Origin of the sequence: Aquimarina sp. U1-2, from assembly GCF_017897595.1 — a bacterium.
Classification (GTDB): Bacteria; Bacteroidota; Bacteroidia; order Flavobacteriales; family Flavobacteriaceae; genus Aquimarina.
Genome location: NZ_JAGKIK010000006.1, coordinates 154,276 through 178,644, shown reverse-complemented (window position 1 = coordinate 178,644; position 24,369 = coordinate 154,276). Strand labels below are relative to the sequence as shown.

15 protein-coding genes and 1 tRNA gene are annotated in these 24,369 nt (G+C 35.8%); 10 read left to right on the top strand and 6 right to left on the bottom strand.

Annotated elements, in window-relative coordinates; all coding sequences use genetic code 11:
- Window positions 1-220: 220 nt before the first annotated feature.
- On the bottom strand, window positions 221-829 hold the full coding sequence (locus J8281_RS10135; RefSeq protein ID WP_210197498.1) for a sensor histidine kinase: 609 nt from the start codon (window positions 827-829) through the stop codon (window positions 221-223).
- 611 nt (window positions 830-1,440) lie between these two features.
- Here J8281_RS10135 and J8281_RS10130 point away from each other — a divergent pair.
- Window positions 1,441-2,298 (top strand): DUF5694 domain-containing protein, encoded by an 858-nt coding sequence (locus tag J8281_RS10130; protein WP_210197497.1) that lies wholly within the window; start codon window positions 1,441-1,443, stop codon window positions 2,296-2,298.
- A gap of 95 nt (window positions 2,299-2,393) precedes the next feature.
- Here the strand turns inward: J8281_RS10130 and polA are convergent, their stop codons facing one another.
- On the bottom strand, window positions 2,394-5,219 hold the full coding sequence (polA, locus tag J8281_RS10125; protein ID WP_210197589.1) for a DNA polymerase I: 2,826 nt from the start codon (window positions 5,217-5,219) through the stop codon (window positions 2,394-2,396).
- Window positions 5,220-5,613: 394 nt separating this feature from the next.
- Here polA and J8281_RS10120 point away from each other — a divergent pair, with 394 nt between their 5' ends.
- Together J8281_RS10120 and J8281_RS10115 are read left to right on the top strand one after the other, a co-directional pair.
- Window positions 5,614-6,852 carry a metallophosphoesterase gene (locus J8281_RS10120; protein ID WP_210197496.1) on the top strand — a complete coding sequence of 413 codons (1,239 nt, stop codon included), beginning with the start codon at window positions 5,614-5,616 and terminating at the stop codon, window positions 6,850-6,852.
- Window positions 6,853-6,930: 78 nt separating this feature from the next.
- Complete coding sequence (locus tag J8281_RS10115) at window positions 6,931-7,227, top strand: co-chaperone YbbN (RefSeq protein WP_210197495.1); 297 nt, start codon at window positions 6,931-6,933, stop codon at window positions 7,225-7,227.
- On the opposite strand, the gene J8281_RS10110 is transcribed toward J8281_RS10115, so the two are convergent.
- Both J8281_RS10110 and J8281_RS10105 read right to left on the bottom strand, forming a co-directional pair.
- Window positions 7,224-7,877, bottom strand: a complete 654-nt coding sequence (locus J8281_RS10110; RefSeq protein WP_210197494.1) for a polysaccharide deacetylase family protein — start codon at window positions 7,875-7,877, stop codon at window positions 7,224-7,226. The genes J8281_RS10115 and J8281_RS10110 overlap by 4 nt on opposite strands.
- Window positions 7,878-7,925: 48 nt before the next feature.
- Complete coding sequence (locus J8281_RS10105) at window positions 7,926-11,243, bottom strand: DUF2723 domain-containing protein (protein WP_210197493.1); 3,318 nt, start codon at window positions 11,241-11,243, stop codon at window positions 7,926-7,928.
- 205 nt (window positions 11,244-11,448) lie between these two features.
- On the opposite strand from J8281_RS10105, the gene J8281_RS10100 reads away from it, so the two are divergent.
- Window positions 11,449-11,521, top strand: a tRNA-Gln gene (locus J8281_RS10100).
- Window positions 11,522-11,677: 156 nt separating this feature from the next.
- The gene (locus J8281_RS10095) at window positions 11,678-11,833 is read left to right on the top strand and encodes a hypothetical protein (RefSeq protein WP_210197492.1); all 156 of its coding nucleotides are present in this window, start codon (window positions 11,678-11,680) and stop codon (window positions 11,831-11,833) included.
- Window positions 11,834-11,888: 55 nt separating this feature from the next.
- On the opposite strand, the gene J8281_RS19835 is transcribed toward J8281_RS10095, so the two are convergent.
- Window positions 11,889-13,967 (bottom strand): PKD domain-containing protein, encoded by a 2,079-nt coding sequence (locus J8281_RS19835; RefSeq protein ID WP_210197491.1) that lies wholly within the window; start codon window positions 13,965-13,967, stop codon window positions 11,889-11,891.
- A gap of 343 nt (window positions 13,968-14,310) precedes the next feature.
- Here J8281_RS19835 and rimP point away from each other — a divergent pair, with 343 nt between their 5' ends.
- Genes rimP through infB form a run of 3 tightly spaced genes read left to right on the top strand, consistent with a single transcriptional unit; the run spans window position 14,311 to window position 18,830 of the window.
- Entirely contained in the window at window positions 14,311-14,775 is a 465-nt protein-coding gene (gene rimP, locus J8281_RS10085) for a ribosome assembly cofactor RimP (RefSeq protein WP_210197490.1), read from the top strand.
- Window positions 14,776-14,787: 12 nt separating this feature from the next.
- Window positions 14,788-16,020, top strand: coding sequence for a transcription termination factor NusA (gene nusA / locus J8281_RS10080; protein WP_210197489.1), 1,233 nt, complete (start codon window positions 14,788-14,790; stop codon window positions 16,018-16,020).
- A gap of 44 nt (window positions 16,021-16,064) precedes the next feature.
- The gene (gene infB / locus J8281_RS10075; RefSeq protein WP_210197488.1) at window positions 16,065-18,830 is read left to right on the top strand and encodes a translation initiation factor IF-2; all 2,766 of its coding nucleotides are present in this window, start codon (window positions 16,065-16,067) and stop codon (window positions 18,828-18,830) included.
- 317 nt (window positions 18,831-19,147) lie between these two features.
- On the opposite strand, the gene J8281_RS10070 is transcribed toward infB, so the two are convergent.
- On the bottom strand, window positions 19,148-19,606 hold the full coding sequence (locus tag J8281_RS10070; RefSeq protein WP_246849068.1) for an SPOR domain-containing protein: 459 nt from the start codon (window positions 19,604-19,606) through the stop codon (window positions 19,148-19,150).
- Between the two features lie 223 nt (window positions 19,607-19,829).
- Between J8281_RS10070 and J8281_RS10065 the strand changes: the two genes are divergently transcribed.
- Together J8281_RS10065 and J8281_RS10060 are read left to right on the top strand one after the other, a co-directional pair.
- A complete protein-coding gene (locus tag J8281_RS10065; RefSeq protein ID WP_210197487.1) occupies window positions 19,830-21,155 on the top strand; it encodes a c-type cytochrome in 1,326 nt (441 codons plus the stop codon).
- Between the two features lie 50 nt (window positions 21,156-21,205).
- The gene (locus J8281_RS10060) at window positions 21,206-24,340 is read left to right on the top strand and encodes a TAT-variant-translocated molybdopterin oxidoreductase (RefSeq protein ID WP_210197486.1); all 3,135 of its coding nucleotides are present in this window, start codon (window positions 21,206-21,208) and stop codon (window positions 24,338-24,340) included.
- Window positions 24,341-24,369 lie beyond the last annotated feature (29 nt).

The window sequence follows — 24,369 nt, the reverse complement described above, 5'->3', positions numbered from 1 at the left end:
GGTAAAGCAATTTTTAAAATTTATTACATGAATATCCGAAATTTAACCTAAACGGTTTGCGTCAAGCTGAACACTGAAACGAGTTCAGCACAGGCTTGTTTCAGCTTCTCATCTCAAAGTACTGAAAACAAACTTAATGAGATCCTGAAATGAATTTAGGATGACTTCTCAGTTGAATTTTAGGTATAATAACGGACAATCAATTTTATTACTATTCGTTTCATATAGGTATTTTTAAATATGTCGTAAAGTAATTTTTCTCGGTTTTACTGTTCATAGTATACCCCGTGTTAAACATTGCATTTAATCTTCTTTTTATATTTTCTGTACCTATGCCAGAGTCCATATATTTTTCTGAAGATAAAATCTTGTTTTTAGTTTTCAAAGTTAGCTGTTTATCGGTAATTGTAAGAAGTATTTGAGCAGGATTGTTTTTGTCATTAACAACACCATGTTTAAATAAGTTTTCGACAAAATGAATGAGTACCAAAGAGGGTATGCGTTGATTTTGAATGTTTCCTGTAATCAAAAATTGAATAGAAAGTTCTTTTTCAAATCGTTTGTTAAAAAAATGAATATAGTCTTTTAGAAAATGTACTTCACTTTGTAAAGAAATAAAATCTTGTTTGGAGTCATAAGTTACATACCGAAGTAGTTCTGATAACCTAAGTATATCTTTTGCTACTTTGGGCTTGTCATCTAACAATTCTACGTAAAATGCATTTAAAGTATTAAACAAAAAATGCGGACTTATTTGCGATTTTAGTAAATCTAGTTCTGCTTTGTTGAGGTCTTTATCTTCGATTAGTTGTAAGACGAGATAAACCATTGTGCTGTAAAGGATCGGAGGTAAGGCAAAATAAGAGTTGTCTATAATGTAATACCAGAACCTTCTAGTCTCATCATAGTAATTATGTAAACCGGTAATTTCGAAAAAAATGATTTCTTCAAGTACGAAGCGAATTGCTGCGAACAATAAAACAAGAAACGGTATCAGAATAAAAAATTGAGATAAGCTGTTTTTTTTTAAAAATCTGGGGCATACGAATTTGAAATTCACGAAATATATTACGGTACTCGTCATAATGAATGTTACTCTTAAACCAACAAATATGGGTTCAAAGTTTTTTTTAATCTCTACATCTGAAGTATTTACTATCTTCAAAATGTCTAAGCATAAAAGAATTAACGCGAGTACTAAATGATATTTCCATTCTTTTTTTAAAAACATAGTATAAAAGTATTCTTTTAATCGATTAATTTCTTGTTTTAGGATAAAATGCCTTTTTTATCATATCAATACCCTTTTTCTAATGACGAAATTCTTGGTAAGGTGCATTTATAAATTCATCCAGTAAAGGTCTTATACTATCTAAAAGTTAATTTTTACACATATCTACTACAGATATTTGAGTATTATTAAGTTTTAATACACGTATTATGAGAATGTTATTTTTTATCTTAAGTATACTATTTACTTCATGCAACGCACAATCTACTACTGAAACCAAAAACAATAATCAAAAAGAAGAAAAAAAGCCTTCAAAAGTACAGGTATTATTGGTGGGTACGTCGCATTGGGATAATTATCAAAAAGCCGATCTTGATGTAGCTCAGGCAGACGAAATAGATATTTTATCTGATCAATATCAACGCGAACTCGATGAAATAGTAGCCAAAATTGTTGAGTTTAAACCCACAAAAATTTTTGTTGAAAGAGTTACTAAATATCAACCCAAACTAGATTCTATTTATACGTTATATAAAACTTCAGATTGGGGTAAGAAAAAGAGAAATGAAATCATACAGTTAGGATTTAAGGTAGCCAAAAAACTAAATCATGATCGGGTATACGGTATAGATTATAGAAAAACTTCGTTTCCTTTTGATAGTTTGATCACTGTAATGAAAGCTGCAAAACAAGAGGCTTTAATTTCAGAATTTGAAAAAGACATTCAAAAATATGAAAACGAATATAATGCCTTTGTTTCTAGCAAAACACCTCTTAAAGATATTTTATATTATTTGAATGATAAAGAGCGAAGAAAATTTGATTTGGGCTGGTATATAAGCCAAGCTACCCTGGCAGGAGATATCCAAAATCATGTAGGAGCATTTTTGGCTTCAGAATGGGTAAAGCGAAATATATATTCATACAGCATGATGCAAAAATATACAAATGCTAGCGATGAACGAATTATGGTGGTAATGGGAGCGAGCCACATAGCAGTTTTTGAAAATTTAATTGCTTATAATCGCGATTGGCAAGCTGTAGAATTAAAAGATATCATGAAATAGTCTGATGACTAACCGATTACTATGAATTTAGAATGCAACTCAAAATAAAACACGATAGCATCTATTGTAAACATAGAAATGATAGCGTTTATGACTTAATGCGCCTCTAACCAATTATCACCTAATCCTAGATCAACATCTAGAGGTACTGTAAGTTTATATGCGTTTTCCATTTCGTTTTTAATCAATGTTTTGATGTCTTCAAGTTCTGGTTTGAAGACATCGAATACCAATTCATCATGTACCTGCAATAGCATTTTGGTTTTATAATTGCCCTGTTTCAGTTTTTGATGAATGGCAATCATTGCTATTTTAATGATATCTGCCGCACTACCTTGTATAGGAGCATTTACCGCATTTCGTTCTGCCGCACCACGTACAACTGCATTAGCCGAGTTGATGTCTTTTAAATATCGACGTCGGCCCAATACAGTTTGAACATACCCATTTTCTCTGGCAAAGTCTACCTGATCGCTCATATAACTGCGTAGTTTAGGATATGTTTTGTAATACGTATCAATCAATTCTTTGGCTTCGCTTCGAGAAAGACTCGTTTGGTTACTTAATCCAAAAGCAGAAACCCCGTAAATAATACCAAAATTTACGGTTTTGGCATTACTACGTTGTTCACGGCTTACTTCTTCAATAGGAATATTGAAAACCCTTGCTGCGGTAGCGGCATGAATATCTTCCCCATTCTTAAAAGCTTCGATCATGGTTTCCTCTTCACTTAACGCAGCAATTATTCGTAATTCTATTTGAGAATAATCGGCAGCAAGCAAGGTATACTCATTACTTCTCGGAATAAAAGCTTTACGTACCTGTCTTCCGCGCTCGGTTCTAATAGGGATGTTTTGTAAGTTAGGGTTATTAGAGCTTAGGCGCCCGGTAGCCGCAACGGTTTGCATATAATCTGTATGCACTCTTCCTGTAGCTTGGTTTACTTGATTAGGTAAAGCATCAACATATGTACTTTTTAATTTTGATAGGCCGCGATACGCTAAAATATTCTGAATAATTTCATGATCTTTTGCCAAGTATGACAAAACATCTTCGGCGGTAGAATATTGGCCTGTTTTGGTCTTTTTGGGTTTGTCTACTAATTGTAATTTTTCAAAAAGAATAACACCCAGTTGTTTTGGCGAAGCAATATTAAATTTTTCACCAGCTTCGGTATAAATTTTTTGCTCAAGAGTTTTAATATCGTTATCTAATTCTTTGGATAATGAAGTTAAAAAGGCAGTATCCAAATTAATACCTTCAATTTCCATAGCTGCCAGCACCTTAAGCAAAGGGATCTCAATATCTTCAAACAACGAAACGGTTTTAGCCTCTTTTAATTCTGGTTCAAAATGTTCTTTTAACTGAAATGTAATATCTGCATCTTCGACAGCATATTCCGTTTGTTTCTCAACAGGTACTTGTCTAAAAGAAAGCTGATTTTTTCCTTTTTTGCCAATAAGTTCTGTAATTGAAACAGGAGTATAATTGAGATACGTTTCTGCGAGAACATCCATATTATGACGCATATCCGGATTAATAAGATAATGGGCAAGCATCGTATCAAACAGCTTACCTTTAACTTCAATATCGTATTTTGATAAAACCTTGATATCATATTTTAGGTTCTGACCTATTTTAGTACTATTTTCGGCTTCAAAGAAAGGGCGAAGTTGTTCAATAAGTTCTTGTGCTTCATTGCGATCTTCGGGAAAGGGGATATAGAATCCTTTAGAGGCTTCCCAAGAAAAAGCAATACCAACCAATTCTGCAACCAAAGGATCTAGACCTGTAGTTTCGGTATCAAAACACACATATTCTTGTTTCAAGAGGTTTTGTAAAAACAGTTTCATGCTCATTCCGGGAGCTACACTTTGATAAAAATGTTCGGTAGTATCTATCGACATTTTGCTAGAGTATGAATCGACTTCATTCTCCTGATCTCCTCCAAATAGAGAAAACTGTCCTGCACCGGCTTGTTTTGCTTGTTTTTTTGCTGTCGGAGTGCTAGTTACCTGGGTCGAATTGGTATCTTCCCCAGAAAAAATTTTAATAAACTGATCTTTTAATCTTCTAAATTCAAGTTCTTCAAAAATTTCTTGCACCTTTTGGGCATCAGGCTCAGAAAGTTCATAATCTGAAGCATCAAAAGCAACATCACAATCTACAATAATCGTAGCTAATTTTTTTGATAGTAACCCTAGTTCGGCATTCGCTGCTACTTTTTCTTTCATTTTTCCTTTAAGCTGGTCGATGTTAGCTAATAGACCCTCCATAGAGCCATATGCTGCGATAAACTTTTTAGCTGTTTTATCGCCTACACCTGGTAATCCGGGGATATTATCAACTGCATCCCCCATCATCCCCAGATAATCAATTACTTGTTCTGGTTTTTCTACTTCAAATCTCTTTTGTACTTCAGGAATGCCCCATATTTCGATACCGTTGCCCATTCTCGCGGGGCGGTACATGAAAATATTTTCAGAAACCAATTGCGCATAGTCTTTATCAGGTGTTACCATAAAAGTTTGAAACCCTTCTTTTTCGGCTTGTTTGGCTATGGTGCCTATCAGGTCATCGGCTTCAACACCTGCTCTTTCTATGATGGGAATATGCATGGCTTTCAAAATATCCTGAATAATAGGTATCGCTATACGTATCGCCTCGGGTGTTTCATCTCGATTGGCTTTGTATTCGGGAAAAAGCTCAACGCGATCTTTGCTGCCTTCTTTGTCAAAAGCCACCGCCAAATGATCAGGTTTTTCTCTTTTTATTACATCAAATAGAGAGTTGACAAAGCCCATAATAGCAGAGGTATCTTGACCTTTTGAATTAATTCTAGGATTTTTAATAAGTGCATAATATCCACGAAAAATTAGGGCATAGGCATCTAATAGAAAAAGACGTTTTTGTGACATGATACGAGAAAAATTTTAGCAATGCAATATAAAAATAAGATTGATCAATTAATTGGGAAACTTTAGAATTCGTAAAAAAAGAAATGCCGTCAGATCTGACGGCATTTCGCCCCAAAATAAAATTGATAACAATGTATCAACTGCTATAAATATTGTAGTATAAATTTATGAATATTACTTCTTTTTTATAAAAACTGAAAATCCCTAGGAATTATTGCTCGAAGGTACAAATAAAAATTTTAGTTCTAAAAGAAATTCACAAGATTTCTATCTTTAAAAAGGCATCCTTTTAACTCTTTTTGTGTTTTGGTATTTATTACCGTTAATTTTTACTTAAAAATAGCGACAAATCAAACAGGAGAGATAGTTTTGCGATGTTAACAAGTAAGAATCAATTATGCGTTGGTTAATTCCTATTATTTTATACTTATTACTTGAATTCTATGCATTTCAGGCTATAAAAACCTTATCCAAAAATCAAATTATACATCTTGGATACATCGTACTTTCAATTTTGGTTTTGAGTTATGTACTTTACATTTTTGCCAATTATGATCGCAGTGTAGGCCCAACAAAATACACATTACGAGCAAGTGGTCTGATGCTATTATCTATAGTGCCTAAATTAATAGTAGTTCTTTTTATGTTTGGTGAAGATATTATTCGAATATGCATTGCTGGGTATACGTATCTTACCGATACGATTTATGAGCGAACGGCTACTCAATATTTACCAGACCGAAGAAAGTTTGTAAGCCAAATAGCATTGGGGGTAGCGGCTATTCCTTTTGCTGGGCTATTATATGGTATTTTTAAAGGGAAGTATAATTTTAAAGTGATTACCCATGTGCTCTACTATGAAGATTTACCAAGTGGCTTTGATGGATTTCGTTTAACTCAAATTTCAGACATACATTCTGGAAGTTTTGATGATGCAGCAAAAATTGAATACGCCATAGATTTAATTAATGAACAACAAACCGATCTTATCATATTTACTGGTGATATTGTAAATACCGTAGCCCAAGAAATGGATGATTGGATCGATACATTTAAAAGAATACAAACTCCGGTGTTTGGCAAGTATTCTGTTTTGGGAAATCATGACTACGGAGAGTACGTGACCTGGGAAAGTCAAGAGGCCAAAGAAGCGAATTTTCAAGCGATAAAAGATGTTCATAATAAAATAGATTTTAATCTGTTACTTAATGAAAGTGTTTTTGTCGAGAAGGAAGGAGAAAGGATAGCCATAATAGGGGTTGAAAATTGGGGACATAATTTTAAAAAAGCAGGAGATTTAACCAAGGCTACTCAACAGGTGGACCAAGCAGATTTTAAAATTTTGCTTAGTCATGATCCATCACATTGGGAGTATGAGGTAAAACATCATGATCATCACTTTCATCTCACTTTAAGCGGTCATACCCATGGCTTTCAATTCGGAATAGAAATTCCAGGGTTTTTAAAGTGGAGCCCGGTACAATATGTGTACAAACAATGGGCAGGTATGTATCATGAAATGGGTCGTTATCTTAATGTGAACCGCGGATTTGGATTTCATGCCTTTCCAGGTAGAGTTGGGATTTGGCCAGAGATTACGGTAATCGAATTACGAAAAGGTTCGAAACCGGCATAATTTATAGAAAGTATTATATTTACAATAGATAAGCGGCGAATTAACTGTAAAAGTAGCTGCACTATAAAAGTTGTTGAAATGTCAAAGTTTGGAGATATAATTAGTACTGGTATTCCGGTTTTGCTAGATTTTTATACAGAATGGAATGAACCGTCCATTGCAATGCATCCGGTTTTGAAAGATGTAGCCGCAGCACTAGGGGACAAAGGGAAAGTCATAAAGATTGATGTAGATAAAAATGAAGAACTGGCTACTGCATTGCGTATAAAGGGCTTGCCTACATTAATGATTTACAAAGAAGGAGAAATGGTGTGGAGACAGAGTGGCGAACAAGATGCTAATACGCTTATAGGGCTTATGAAAGAATATGTCTAGAGTCTGATCTTATCAAAATCAAATCCCAAAGCCGAAAAATGGTGTAACACTCTAGGTAAAGCAAAACTCAATTTATTAAAAGCTTTTACACTATCATGAAAAACTACGATACTGCCATGTTCGGTATGGTTCAGGACGTTTTTTAAGCATTCTTCCTTAGACATTTGTATTTCCCAATCTTTGGATAAAACATCCCATAGCACGATTTCATAATTTTGTTCTTGCAGTTTTTTAAATCGGGTATAACTTATTTGTCCGTACGGAGGTCTAAACATTTTTTTTGAAGAGGTCTGATAGCCATATGTTGAAATTATGTTTTCGCAGTCCTCTATGTTTTTAAGATACGTCTCACTATCGCTTTTCCAAGATTTAAGGTGATTCATTGTATGATTGCCAATAGCGTGATTACCTTTTATAATTTTTTTGAATATTGAGGGATGTTTTTCAATATTCTTTCCAATACAAAAAAATGTGGCTTTTGCATCAAATTGGTGCAGTTGCCCTAGCACAAATTCTGTTACTTCGGGTGTTGGACCGTCATCAAAGGTAAGGTATATTTTCTTCTCGTGTTTGCTAGGAAGATCCCAAGTATACGTAGTGAAAAACTGCTTAAGTACTTGAGGAGTTTTAGACGGAATAAAATACGACATGGTTAAAAGAGAAATGAGCCCTGATAAAAGGGACTCATTTCATTAATATTATGGTGTTACAGTGTCATTAAGAACAGTTTGCAAAGAGTCCCTAGAGAGCGTATCCTGCTCCTGAAACTCTTTGATTAACTCTTCTTCCTGTTTGCGAAGCTCTTCTTCACTATATCCTTCATCCTCACTATATAATCTTGTAAACAATCCGATATATGTATTGAATTCTTCTGCTTTTTCTTCAATCATCTCTCGATCCTGATTGCGTAAAAGCAAATCAACCACGCTTCGATAACGTTCAACATTGGTCACTATTTCTTCAGCATATCGATACTGCTCTTTTAGTTCTAAGCTACCAAAATAGGTTAGTTTTTCCTGATACTTTTTGGCAATTTTATTCCATAGTTCTCTAGCTTTTTGTTTTTCTCCTACTTGATAATAACCAGTTACATAGGGTTCTAGTAAAGTGTAGTATTCGTAGTATTCTATAGGCATTTTATCCATAGCCAAATCGATAATTTCTTTGGCTTTATCTTTCTTATCTTCCTGTATAAGCGTTTCTACTAACCTGGCGAGATTGCTTCTATACGTAATTGCATTTTTTCTGGTTTCTGGATCGTGATAAATGTTAGGATCATTGCTGTTCCCCCAGTCCCAACTAGTTACATTTCTGTACATTAAGTCAGAATCGATTCGACCCATCTCAAAAGGATTTCTTGGATCCATTTTTGTTTTAATAGGTACTAATTTGTAAGTAACACCATCTAGTTGGAGATAATCTTTCATCCATAAAAAATCATCATCGCCATAGCTTCCTCCGGTAAAATAAATGGGTCTCTCCCAGTTATTGTTAGCAATAATATCAAGCATCAACAAACGATTTTTAAATAATAGATCACCTTTAAGATGAATGTCTATGTAGGGTACGATGAGATCGGCATCTTCGGGTTTTACGATACCATTTCTAAGCACGGCTTCCTTGTCTACAGGAATCCTGATATGCTTCGACGGAAAGGTATTCACCTTTTTACCACTTTGCAAATCACCTTTAGTTCGAGGGTCATCAGTTTCTATCCATCGCATCCAGTTTTTGATTAACATGGTGTCTTTGGTTACCGGCTTAAAATAAATAGCATCATTATTTCCCCATTTATAGAAGTCATGTGTAAGTTGCGAGGGGATAGGTTTACCATCATAAGCTGCTCTCTTCATTTGATCTATGTACCAATCTGTGGCAAAAAGACTTGTATTTACTGTACGAACATCTGTTCTATAGCCTTCAATTTCTTGTGCATACCATAATGCAAATGTATCATTGTCACCTATAGTAAAAAGTATCGCATTTTCTTGGCAAGATTGCAAGTACATTTTGGCCATTGCCTGTGCCGTGTAACGATTTGATCGATCGTGATCATCCCAGTTTTGAGATGCCAGAACCACAGGTACAGCTAATAGGCAAATGGCGGTGATTATAGGTGCTACCAGCTTTGGTTTTATATACTCCTTTAACAAATCGAATAGTGCATACACGCCAAAACCAATCCAAATTGCAAATACGTAAAAAGAACCAACCAGGGCATAATCGCGTTCTCTAGGTTCAAACGGGCGTTCATTTAGATATATTTTTAAGGCGAGACCCGTAAATAAGAAAAAAATAAGTAAAACCCAGAAATTCTTTTTATCTTTTTGAAACATGAATACAAACCCTATAAGACCTAGAAGTAAAGGTAAAAAATAGTAGGTGTTTCGAGCTTTGTTTTGAAGAGCATCACTAGGCAAGTTATCTTGTGAACCCAAACGCATTTCATCAATAAATTTGATGCCACTAAGCCAATTTCCCTCTAGATCAGTAAGGTTTCCTTGATTATCATCTTGTCTTCCTACAAAATTCCACATAAAATACCTCCAATACATGTAGCCCATTTGATAATCAAACATATAGTATACGTTGTCCCAAAAAGATGGCTTTTCTACATCGATGTAATTTCCAAATGACTGTAAAAATTTATGATAGTCATTATTATCCAGTTTTCCGCTAGCGTAATCTCTTCTAAATTGAGTAACTGCATTTAAAAGTTCTTGTTCGTTTTGATACTCGGGTTTTATGGTAAAACTTATAGGTCCGGTAAACTCCATATAATTAGCGATGTGCTCGGTACTCCACATTCGTGGTAACAATGCCTTATGCCCATCATCTAGGTTTTGTTTTGCGTTCTCCCAATCGTTCACAATAACATACTTACCCGATTTTAGGTCTTTCTCATATTTGGGTTTATCATCTTCATATGGATCATCCTGATCCAAACCGGCATAAATTTCTGTAAACTGAGGGCCGTAAAATAAATGAGTTTCTGGATATTGTTCTAGGTTGTAATAGGCAAGCAACTCTCTTGCATTATTTGGATTATTTTCGTTGATTACAGTTCCTGCATTAGCACGAATAGGTAGCATAACCCAGCTCGAGAATCCTACGAGAATAAAAACGATACAAAGAAGCAAGGTATTAATTTGTACATATTCTTTTTTACGAGTGTATCGAATTGCATAATAAAACGTTGCAATAATTGCTAAACCTGCAATAATAGTCCCCGAGTTAAAAGGAAGTCCTATGGAGTTTACAAAAAATACTTCTGCAAATCCAAAAAACTTAAGAGTAGAAGGAAGTAGTAATTTAAAGATGAATAACAATATCGCTACAACCGTGATATTTGCTATTATAAAATTTCTAATCGTAATTTCTTTATAATTCTTAAAATAGTATAAAAGTCCGATCGCCGGGATAGATAATAACCCCATAAAATGAACACCAAATGATAATCCAACGACAAATGAAATGAGAATAAGCCATTTATTACCTCTGGGTTCGTGCATATCACGTTCCCATAACAGTCCTAAGTAAAAGAGCACCGCTAGTATGCAGGTGGCCATGGCATAAACCTCTGCTTCTACGGCATTGAACCAAAAACTATCGGTAAACGTAAAAGCCAGTGAACCAACTATACCACTGCCAAGAATGGCAACTGCTTTGTTTTGAGTAAATTCTTCATCTTTGGTAATTAGTTTTTTTACAAGAATGGTAATCGACCAAAACATAAATAGTATGGTAAACGCGCTTGCAAATGCAGAGGTCATATTTACCATAAGTGCAATTTGTGTAGGATCAGATGCAAAAACAGAGGCAAATGCCCCTATCATTTGAAATAATGGTGCCCCGGGAGGGTGTCCAACTTGTAATTTTGACGATGTAGCAATGTACTCACCAGCATCCCAAAAACTGGCAGTTGGCTCTACAGTCATCGAGTAAACACATAGTGCTATTGCAAATACAATCCATCCTGTTATTTTATTCCACTTGGTAAAGTTGAATGCGTTCATAAATATGTGTGATTATAACATTTGGCGAATTTAGTAATAAAAAAACTTTCAGTTTGTTTTTTTTAGCAAACGCTTAACAGAAGTTTATCGTATACGTTGTTATTTGTAAAGTACGATATTATTTTTCTTCGTAAATAGAAGAAATTTTTAAAAAATCTTTGCATACCCAAAAGAAAGTTTTAAATTTGCACCCGCATTGAAACATTGGTCTATGGTGTAACTGGCAACACGTCTGGTTTTGGTCCAGAAGAGTCTAGGTTCGAGCCCTAGTAGACCAACTTAAGAAGGAACAACAAATTTTAAAGTTGTTCCTTTTTTATTTTGAAAAGAAATGTGCTTAATGGGGGGAGAAGTTTATGCTGAGCAATAGTCGAAGTGAGCCCTAGTTGACCAACATAAGAAGGAACAACAAATTTTAAAGTTGTTCCTTTTTTTTGAAGAGAGATCTGTTTATGGGCGAGAAGTTTATGTTGATCAAAGAACAAGTCGAAGAAAGCCCTAGCCTTTCTGCCGTAGCACAGATCAACATCAAAAACCGCCTCCATTCATATGAAGACGGATACTATAACAGGTTAAAAACAAAGCAATAAATTGCCCTTATTGCCAATAATTTGGTTTTGTTTGTAAGAATAGGGATATAATGTATTATTTTTTGATATCTATATCACCTAAGGTATTATTTTCAAACGTATTATTGGAAACATCATAGATATCATTGGTCACATAAACTCCAAAAGTTTCAGAATTTTTAATCGTATTATTTTGAAATACAGGGGGATTCGCCATAGGTCGATCTGTTCTAAAACCAAAAACTACCATAGCATCAGAATTAGAACTGAATTTGTTGTTCCCTCCGTATTCTATAATACAATTAGTAATTTTAGAGGGTTCGACGCCTTCATTATCTCCAAATCGAATGCTTCCCCAATTGCCTAACCCTTCAGAAGTTGCAAAAGATGCCTTGGTAAACACTATTGGATTTTCTGGAGTTCCTTCAGCGATCAATACACCTGCCGAATTGAGACTATATCCTACCTCAATATAACCATAAAACGGAAATTCTATACGGGTTCCCGGTGGTAAGGTAAGTTTTGCCTTAACCGAAGAATTATCTCTAATAATTAAACTCCGAACTATGTAAGGATCAGGTCTCACTGGCCATGTAACTTCTCCTCGTATTCCTTGATCTGAGACATGAAAACCAAGTGTATTCTCCAACGTATTTGAAAGTGGTACTAAGTGCGCATGATAACTATATACAGAAATACCATATCCTTTACAATTCATTATTTTATTGTTTTCTAATAAAGTTGTAGACAAGCTAGTTTCGTAGTTTGTAGCAATATTTAATCCTTCACGTTCAGATTCTCGAATAATATTATCAGAAAAAGTATTTGTCCCGCTAGACAGATATACGGCAGCTGCTGTGGTACTTGCTACACCTCCATATTCTATAATACAATTTTTAACCCTATCATTAGCACCTATTCTAAGGGCTCCCCATTGTCCAGGCTCTTTTACTTCTTCCTGGCTTGTAAAAATTATGGGGTTATCTGGAGTACCTTCTGCAATTAATGTACAATCAACACCACATGAAAAGTCAGTATTTTTTAAAAAAGCCAACGTGGTTCCCGGTTCGATGGTAACTTTTAGGACTCCTGAATTACCCGAAAGAGAAATTCTCGCACCTCCATAAGAAAACCAATAGGGAAGCCCCATATTTCTCCACAAAATATCTGGATCCTCTTTATCAATATAATTATTTGTTACGATTATAGCTTTTCCTGAAGTTCCCAAATCATTTCCCTCACCAATCGTATGTACTGCACCAATATCTAGATGAAGTGGATACTCCTTAAATTGATCTATTTTGTTATTTGTAAAAGAGGAGAATCTGGCTCTATCTGTTACTCGTATTCCCCAATTGATAGCACCCAGAATTTCACAGTCTTCTATCGCCACTTTGGATTCATTAATATCAATAAAACCATGCGAATTGAAAAATGTACTCACACCGGGATAGGTAAAAGAATCGGCTTTACCTCCATGCATTATCTTGCAATATTTCAAAATAGAAGCATCTGAAGCTTCATTCATAAAAATAATATTTCCCCACTCTCCTGGTTGTTCTATTCCAGAAGCAGGTTTAAATTGAATGGGCTCTTCCTTGGTGCCAATAGCGGTAAGAAGGGCTCCTCCCTCTTTATTAGTATCTCTATGTCCAATGATCAGTGATTCCTCAGCATTGACAAAAATTTCTGCACCCGGTTGTATAGTTAGCGAACCATGCCTGATAGTAACATTGGCACGAATAAGATGTTGCCCTTTTTCCCAAATTTGATCGTCATCAATATACCCGGCATGTTCAATAAATTTTGAGGGTCCGATAGTAATCGTTTCTCGAGCAGTATATTCATTTTGAAGTTCATCTTTTACGGTAAGTATAATGACATAAGTTCCTTCTTCGCGATACGAATGAGATGGATTTTCTTCTGAAGAGAAGTTTCCATCTCCAAAATCCCAAGAATAACTGATTGCGTTTGCAGAGCATCCGGAATCAAATGCAATTCCTAATCCAACCGAATAGTCGGTTTGATTTACAATTTCAAAGCAAGACTTGGTCGCGCTCGGATCATCTCCAGAAGTATCATCTTCAGAAGAACAAGAAAATGTTCCACAAACAAGAACCGTAAATAATAAAGGAAAAATAAATTTCGATTTCATTGGATATATTTTAGGGGTTAGATAATGAATAACGTAATGATAGTAAAATTATTACTAGCAAATTTAAACTATAAAAGAAAGTATTGTTTTCGTTTCTATAACTCAAAAACTTATGCCGAAGTATCTTATTTAAAGATAAGAAAAATCCAAATTCCAATCTTTGAAGGAATGAACAAAGATTGGGAAATAGAGCGAGAGGTGTTTTAAAATTCAATTTTATGTATAGCTTGTTAAAATCCTAACGATCGATATTTTTTAATAAAAGATATTATTACTATCTTTGCACCGTTGAAATTAAAAAACCAGATGGAGGGGACAAAAAGTCCCCTCTTTTTATCTATTTATGTCATTAAAAGATAAGGCTCAAAAATTGTTACAAGAAGCACTGCAGCAGCATCCTTCTCTGTTTTTAATTGATTATAAAATTAGTCCAGATCATAGTATCGAGGTTATTATAGACGGAGATCAGGGGGTTAAGGTTGAAGATTGTATAGCTATAAGTAGGGCTATTGAGCATAATTTGGACAGAGAAGAAGAAGACTTTTCGCTGCAAGTAATGTCTGCAGGAGTTTCAGAAGGTCTAAAGCATATTCGTCAATATAAAAAAAATACGGGTAGGAAACTTAAGGTAAAAGCTGGCGAAGAAACAATCGAAGGAGAATTAATTTCAGCCACCGATACAGATATTACCTTAATCTGGAAGGCTAGAGAGCCCAAACCCATTGGAAAAGGTAAAGTGACAGTCACAAAAGAGGCTGTAATTGCATATAAAAATATTGTGGAAGCAAAAGTTATGATAACATTTTAATTCAAAATTGATATGGAAAATATCGCATTAATAGAATCATTTTCAGAATTTAAGGATGATAAGTTTATAGATCGGGTGACGTTGATGTCTATCTTAGAAGATGTATTTAGAAATGCTCTTAAAAAGAAATTTGGTAGTGATGATAATTTCGATATCATTATAAATCCCGATAAAGGGGATTTAGAAATTTGGAGAAACCGTGTTGTAGTCGCAGATGGTGAAGTTGAGGACGACAACCAGGAAATTTCATTAACAGCCGCCCGCAAGATTGAGCCTGATTTTGAAGTGGGTGAAGATGTTTCTGAAGAAGTAAAACTTATTGATCTGGGAAGACGATCCATTTTAGCACTGCGTCAAAATCTGATTTCCAAGATTCACGAGCACGATAACACCAATATATATAAACAATTTAAAGAATTAGAAGGAGAAATTTACACAGCAGAGGTTCATCATATCAGGCATAGAGCAATCATTATGTTGGATGATGAAGGAAACGAGATTATTTTACCAAAAGACAGACAGATCCCTTCAGATTTTTTTCGTAAAGGAGAGAATGTTAGAGGGGTTATCGAATCTGTTGAGCTTAAAGGGAATAAACCTGCCATCATCATGTCTAGAACATCACCTCTATTTTTAGAAAAATTGTTCGAATCTGAAATACCAGAAGTCTTCGATGGGCTGATTACCGTTAAAAAGGTGGTTAGAATCCCGGGAGAAAAAGCAAAAGTGGCAGTAGATTCTTATGATGATAGAATTGATCCTGTGGGAGCTTGTGTCGGGATGAAAGGTTCGCGTATACATGGTATCGTAAGAGAATTAGGGAATGAAAATATTGATGTAATCAATTACACCAATAACTTACAATTATATATTACAAGAGCGCTAAGTCCTGCAAAAGTAACCTCGATAAAGATGGATGAAGAGGGTGGTCGTGCCGAAGTAATGTTGAGACCTGAAGAAGTGTCAAAAGCAATAGGTCGGGGAGGTCATAATATTAGATTAGCCGGTCAATTAACTGGCTATGAGATAGATGTGTTTAGAGAAGGAGTAGAAGAAGATGTAGAACTTACTGAATTTACAGATGAAATCGATTCTTGGATAATCGAGGAGTTTTCTAAAATAGGATTAGATACTGCCAAAAGTATTTTAGAGCAAGATCTGGATGATTTGGTAAAAAGAACAGATTTAGAGGAAGAAACTGTAAGCGAAGTAATCAAAATATTAAAATCAGAATTTGAGGATTAATAAACTCAATTAAATTATATTTGAGCATAAAATAAAAGGCATTTATGGCTGAAGCAAAAACAATGAGATTAAATAAGGTATTACGTGAATTCAATATCTCGCTAGATCGGGCTGTTGACTTTTTGAGTTCAAAAGGTCATGATATTGATGCACGTCCTACCACAAAAATTTCTGAAGATATTTATCAGCTCCTGTACGATGAATTTCAAACAGACAAGAGTAAAAAAGTAGCTTCAAAAGAGGTTGGAGAAGAGAAAAGAAAGGAGAAAGAAGCGCTACGTGTGCAGATCGAGCATGAACAGGAAGAGAAGCGTAAGCAAGCCGAAGCTCGTGAAGTCGTAAAAGCCAAAGCTCAATTAAGTGGTCCTAAGCAGGTAGGAAAAATAGAGCTAAATAGGAAAAAAGCAGAAAAAGCATCACAGCCCGAAGAAAAAATCGATGCGACTGCTAAAAAAGAGGTGGTAAAAGATAAACAACCCGAGACAATATCTAATCGACCGGTCAAAAAGGGAATCAAAATTACCAAACCAGCCCCTCCAAGGGAAGAAAAACATGAAAAGCCGGTTGAAACTGTTTCCAAAAAAGAAGAACCAAAAGCTACCAAGGTAGAAGATGCTACAGAAACAGATACCGTAAAAACACAATACAAGAAATTAGATGGCCCTAACTTTACTGGTCAAAAAATAGATCTAACACAGTTTAAAAAACCGTCAAAAAAGAAGGACGACAAGTCTGATAAAAAGACAGGTGCAGGAACTGATGCTAAGAAACGTCGCAGAAGAATTAGTAAAGATAGCGGCGGAGTTCAAGGCGGAGGCGGAAGACCAGGGGGCGGAAACCGTGGTCAAGGTGGTCGAGGTCGTGGACCGGCAAAAGGAAAAAGACCTCCTATCGTAAAAGAAGAACCAAGCGAAGAAGAAGTACAAAAACAAGTTAGAGAGACTTTAGAGAAATTACAGGGTAAATCTAACAAGTCTAAAGCAGCCAAATACCGTAGGGATAAAAGAGATCAACACCGTCAAAAAGCAGAAGATGATGTAGCACAGCAAGAACAGGAAAGTAAAGTACTTAAGGTTACAGAGTTTGTTACAGTTTCTGAAGTAGCTACAATGATGAGTGTTTCTACAACCGAGGTAATATCTGCGTGTATGTCTTTGGGCATCATGGTAACCATGAATCAGCGTTTAGATGCAGAAACATTATCTATCGTAGCTGAAGAATTTGGATACGAAGTTAATTTTGTTACTGCAGATATCGAAGAATCTATAGAAGAGGTTATCGATGATCCAGAAGACATGGTCTCTAGAGCGCCTATCGTAACTGTAATGGGTCATGTAGATCATGGTAAAACTTCGTTACTTGACTATATAAGAGAAGAAAATGTTATTGCCGGAGAGAGTGGTGGTATTACTCAGCATATTGGCGCATACGGAGTACAGCTAGATAGCGGTCAAAAAATCGCATTTCTGGATACACCGGGTCACGAAGCCTTTACCGCAATGCGAGCGCGTGGTGCTCAGGTTACAGATTTAGCGATAATTGTTATCGCAGCAGATGATGATGTAATGCCACAAACTAAAGAAGCCATTAGTCATGCGCAAGCAGCAGGGGTACCTATTGTATTTGCAATCAATAAAGTAGATAGGCCAGAAGCAAATCCTGAAAAAATTAAGGAAAAGTTAGCTTCTATGAATTTACTTGTAGAAGATTGGGGAGGAAAAATTCAGTCTCATGATATATCCGCAAAAACTGGAACCGGGGTGAAAGAATTACTTGAAAAAGTGTTATTAGAAGCTGAAATCCTCGAGCTCAAGGCAAACCCTGATCGTTTAGCCACGGGTACCGTAGTCGAGGCTTTTTTGGATAAAGGTCGGGGATATGTATCTACTATCTTAGTGCAAGCGGGGACATTACGTATTGGAGACTATGTGCTGGCTGGTAAAAATAGCGGTAAGATAAAGGCAATGCAAGACGAACGTGGAAAAGACGTAAAAGAAGCAGGTCCGTCGACGCCAGTTTCCATTCTGGGATTAGATGGGGCGCCTCAAGCAGGAGATAAGTTTAATGTGCTAGAAGACGAGCGTGAAGCCAAGGATATAGCATCCAAACGTGCACAATTACATAGAGAACAGTCTGTTCGTACACAACGACATATTACGCTAGATGAGATCGGTAGAAGAATTGCTTTAGGAGATTTTAAAGAATTAAATATTATTCTCAAAGGAGATGTTGATGGTTCTGTAGAAGCGTTAACAGACTCATTCCAAAAATTATCGACAGAAGAGATACATGTTAATATTATTCATAAGGCTGTTGGAGCCATTACAGAAAGCGATGTTTTACTAGCTTCTGCATCTGATGCAATTATTATTGGATTTAATGTTAGACCTGCGGGTAACGCAAGACAAGTTGCTGATAAAGAAGAAATAGACATCAGAACATACTCAATCATCTATGATGCTATTAATGATCTCAAAGATGCTATGGAGGGGATGCTTTCTCCAGAAATGAAAGAAGAGATTACAGGTACTGCAGAAATTAGAGAAACGTTTAAGATTTCTAAAGTAGGAACAATAGCAGGATGTATGGTGCAAACCGGTAAGATTTTCAGAAATTCTGGAATTCGTTTGATAAGAGAAGGTGTAGTAGTTTATACAGGAGAATTAGCTTCTCTAAAGCGATTTAAAGACGATGTAAAGGAAGTAAGTAAAGGTTATGATTGTGGTCTGCAAATCAAAAATTATAATGACGTTAAAGAAGGAGATATCGTAGAAGCTTATCAAGAAGTAGCTGTTAAGAAAAAACTATAGTGAGAATTTTTCACAATCCAAAAAAAGCCTTGATTTTCATGGCTTTTTTTGGATTAATGGTGAACTGATTTAAAGAATTAGAGGTCAGTAGTTAGCTGCCTATCGAGACAAGATATTATAGTACTACAGTGTGGTTGAGCGAAGTTGAGACTTGACTCATGAACCTAAAAATAATCCTTCAACCTTGCATAAGATGACTGAAACAAAACAAGATTTCTAAAAATTAATAGATTAACAATACAACTCAAGTGAAGCAATAAGGAAAAGTTGAAATTGACGTAATAATCGTTGAACCAGAAATGATGTAATCAGTTTTGTTATTCAGGTTTGAAAATAAAAGCGCTGGGAAATTTCGTATGTATTTCTTTAAGAGCTCTATCTGCTTCTAGTCTTGTACGGTAATTTCCAATCCAGACTTTGTAATTAGGGGTTTCCCATCTTATGGTAGCATCCCATTGAGGAAAAGCCTCTTTAGACGATGTCATAATCTCATTAGCCTGTTTCAAATTGCCATAATAGAGTTGAATTTTATAGCGGTCACTAAATTCTCCCTCTTTATCCATCTTGGATTTCAGATTAAGCAATATTTTAATTCTAGGGTCTTGATTAACGGTTACAAAGGCCTCGGGTTGTTTGGTGTATGTTATTGGTGTAAAATTGCTTCCGTCAAGTAATGTATCAGAAGAATTTGAAGGACTCTGTGCAGCCACAAAAAAAATGCCGGTTGCGTAAAAAATAGTACTAAAAATAAGAGATTTAATGTTTAACATTCTCATTACAAATTAATTTGGTGTAAAGGTAAAGTTTAATAACTCAAAATTATCAAAAATTATTATTTAGAATTATTATAAATTACCTGTTAACGCTTCTGTAGCATTTCTAAAATCGACTTATTATAGTACTTTTGCTGTCGAATTAAAAGTGTCGGTTTTTATGTTTTTAGTTCACAAAAATAGAAAAAACCATACCAAAGTTAAGACGATAATTCTACGTAATCATATGAAACAGGTTCAATACCGAAATTCAGCCTTCAAAATCCTATTTCTAGGAACTGTTTTTTTATTTACGCTACTTACTCCTGTTTTTGGACAGGAAGAAGCGACAACTGAGGTTGCTGTAGCAGAAGAGGCTTCATCTGGAGGAGATGTTGCGAAAGGAGAAGAGTTGTTCAAATCACTTTGCGCGGCTTGTCATAAACGTTATAAAAGAGCTGTTGGTCCGGCATTATTTGGGGTAGCAGATAAATATGAGAGAGAGTGGTTATATTCTTGGATAAAAAATAGTGCAGCAATGATTGCCTCTGGTGATCCTCGAGCAGTGGCTATCTATGAAGAGTATAACAAAACAGCTATGAATGCTTTTCCACAGCTGTCCAATACCGATATTGATAATATATTGGCATATGTGATGGTGCCAAAAGCAGATCCTCCTGCAACGGCAGCCACTACTACAACTGGTGATGGTGGAAGTGCTTCAGGTAGTGGTGTTTCTATTGATGTTATCTTAGTAGTACTAGCACTTGTATTCTTGATGCTCATGGTTGTACTTTTCTTAGTGAATAAAACACTAAGAAGTTTTGCAGCAGCTAATAACGTGGTATTGCCAGAGCCAGAACCTAGAACGCCTATCTGGAAGGCTTTTGTTCAGAATCAATTTTTGGTACTGGTAACAGTGATATTGCTGTTATTAGCCAGTGGATATTTTGTATATGGTTATTTTATGCAGGTTGGTATTGATCAGGGATATGCTCCTATTCAACCTATACATTACTCTCACAAAATTCACGCAGGAGCGAATAAAATAGAATGTAAATACTGTCACTCTTCTGCCAGAGTTTCAAAACATTCTGGGATACCGTCTTTAAACGTTTGTATGAACTGTCATAAAGCTATTGCTGAGGTTGCTGAATCAACAGCGACTGAAGAATATTCAAAAGAATTCTACGATGGTGAAATTCAAAAATTGTATAAGGCAGTAGGTTGGGATCAAAATACACAGTCCTATACAGGAGAAACAGAACCAGTAAAATGGGTTCGAATTCATAACTTACCTGACTTTGCTTATTTCAACCATTCTCAACATGTTAGTGTGGCTGGAGTAGCATGTCAAACCTGTCATGGTCCTGTAGAAGAGATGGAAATTATGTATCAACACGCTCCGCTAACCATGGGATGGTGTATCAATTGTCATAGAGAGACAAATATCAAGGTTGCTGGTAATGAATATTATGAAAAAATTCATAAAGAACTTTCAAAGAAATACGGCGTCGACCAGTTAACTGCTGCTCAAATGGGTGGTTTAGAATGTGGTAAGTGCCACTATTAATAACAATTATCCGATTTCGGAAACTAGTAAGAAGCTAATATCAATTATATATGTCATCAAACAAGAAATACTGGAAAAGTGTTGAAGAGCTAAACGATAACAGCTCTATTGTTGAGACGCTACAACAAAACGAATTTGTTCAGGAAATTCCAACAGATGAGTTTTTAGGGAATAAATCATCGCTAGAGAGTTCTTCAACCTCCAGACGTGATTTTCTTAAATATGTAGGTTTTAGTACCGCAGCAGCCACATTGGCTGCATGTGAAGGACCTGTAAAAAAATCTATTCCTTACGTAGTGCAGCCAGAAAGAATAATTCCTGGGGTTGCAAACTATTACGCAACTACAATTGCTGATGGTTTTGATTTTGCAAGTGTTCTAATTAGAACAAGAGAGGGCAGGCCTATAAAGATAGAGAACAATAATCTTGCTACTTCTAATGGTCATGCGAATGCAAGAGTACATGCTTCTGTGTTGTCTTTGTATGATAATTCTCGTCTTCAAGGACCGAAAAAAGCTGGCGAAGATATTAGTTGGAAAGACTTAGATAAAGAAGTAGGTGCAAAACTCAGATCTCTAGGAGGGAAAAAAATAGTAGTACTTACGCAAACATTTGCAAGCCCTTCTACATCAAAATTGATTAATGAATTTAAAGCTAAGTATTCAAATGTAGCTCACGTTGTTTATGATGCAGTTTCACAAAGCGAAGCGTTAGATGCATACGAGAAAATGTACGGAGAGCGAGCTTTAGCCGATTACGATTTTTCTAAGGTAAATACTATTGTAAGTGTAGGAGCAGACTTTTTGGGAGATTGGCAAGGTGGAGGTTATGATAGTGGTTATGCAAAAGGACGTATTCCGAAAAACGGAAAGATGTCTAAGCATATACAGTTTGAATCTAATATGTCCCTTACCGGAGCTAATGCTGATACCAGAATTGCAATTACTCCATCAGAACAGAAACAAGTACTTGCGGCCTTGTATGCATATGTAACCGGTTCTGGATCTAAAAGTTCTTTAGGTGCAGATTTGGATGCAAAAGTAATTAAAGCTTCAGAGCATATTAGAAAAGCAGGTAGTAACGCGGTAGTTGTTTCTGGTATTCAGGATGTAGATGCTCAACTCGTAGTACTTGCTATAAATAAAGCTATTAGAAGTAAGGCCTTCAACGAGGACACGCCTCGAATGATTAGACAAGGAGACGCCAAAGCTGTTGCTCAACTTGTAAAAGATATGAATGCTGGTCGCATTGGTGGTTTGTTAATTGCAGGTGTAAACCCTATGTATTCTTTGCCAAATGCTGAAGAGTTTAAAACAGGCTTAGACAAAATAAACGGTTCAGGAGTTTCTGTTGCTTTTAGTATGCATGATGATGAAACTTCGGCTTTATGTCAATATGTTGCGACTACACCTCATTACTTAGAATCCTGGGGAGATGTAGAGTTGAAAAAAGGAAGTTATAGCTTGATGCAACCCACGATCAGACCACTATTTGATACACGTCAGTTTCAAGAAACCTTATTAAAGTGGACGAATAATTCATCATCATATCATGATTATATAGAAAATACATGGACAAGTGTTCTAGGAGGGACTTCTTGGAATCAGGCATTACATGATGGAGTGTTAGTGAAACCTGTATTTCCAAAACAAGAATTAGAAGAAACTATAGAAGCGCCAGAAGGTGATGCTACTAGTGCAGAGCCTGCGGCTATAAATACGGTAGTGAGACCCAATGTAGGAGCTGCAGCGAGAAGACTTTCTATCGCAAAAACAAATGGATTAGAATTAAGTTTATATACCAAAGTCTCTTTAGGCGATGGGCAGCAAGCTAGTAATCCCTGGTTGCAAGAAATGCCAGATCCTATCACTAGAACATCCTGGGACAATTATTTAACTGTTTCTGCAGCAGATGCAGAGGTCTTAGGATTGATGAATGAAAATGTAGCTAACGGAGCGTTAAATGGAAGTTATGCTAAAGTAACGGTAGGTGATAAAGAAGTAGTAGTTCCTGTAATCATACAACCGGGTCAGGCCAAAGGTTCAGTAGGTTTAGCATTAGGATATGGTAAATCAAAAGGCCTTAAAGAAGAAATGATTGTAGGTGTGAATGCCTATCCTTTATATCAGAACTTTAACGCAATTCAAAATGTTTCAGTAGCTGCAGTAGAAGGGGTTCATGAATTTGCTTGTGTGCAGTTGCACAATACATTAATGGGTCGTGGTGATATCGTAAAAGAGACTACATTAGAAATCTTTAATACCAAAGATAAACACGAATGGAATGCAGTTCCCGAAGTAAGTAAAAATCATATTGAATATGAAGTTACTTCTCCAGAAGTAGATCTTTGGGAAGGATTTGATCGCTCTGTAGGGCATCATTTCAATCTTTCTATAGATTTAAATGCTTGTACAGGGTGTGGCGCTTGTGTAATTGCCTGCCATGCAGAAAATAATGTACCGGTAGTAGGTAAGACTGAAATACGTAGATCGCGCGATATGCATTGGTTGCGTATCGACCGTTACTATTCTTCACAAGATAGTTTTGAATCAGACAATAATAAAAAAGATAATATTTCAGGATTAGGAAGTTCATTATCAGAATTCGGTAAAATGGAAACTCCGGCTGATAATCCACAAGTTGTCTTCCAGCCTGTTATGTGCCAGCATTGTAATCATGCGCCTTGTGAGACAGTATGCCCAGTTGCAGCCTCTTCACACAGTAGACAGGGACAAAATCACATGGCATACAATCGTTGCGTAGGAACAAGATACTGCGCAAACAACTGTCCGTACAAAGTTCGTAGATTCAACTGGTTCTTATACAATAATAATGACGAGTTCGACTACCATATGAATAATGATTTGGGCAGAATGGTAATTAATCCTGACGTTACAGTGCGTTCAAGAGGGGTTATGGAAAAATGTTCGATGTGTATTCAAATGACTCAAAAGACTATTTTGGATGCCAAGCGAGAAGGTAGAGTGATTAAAGACGGCGAATTTAAAACGGCTTGTTCTTCTGCATGTTCTTCGGGTGCAATAGTATTTGGAGATATTAATGATAAAGACAGTGAAGTAGCACAACTTAAAGAAGATAACCGTATGTATCACTTACTTGAGCACGTAGGTACAAAACCCAATGTAATGTATCAAACCAAAGTAAGAAATACTACAGAAGCCTAATTAACTAAATAAAGAATTAATTCAATATA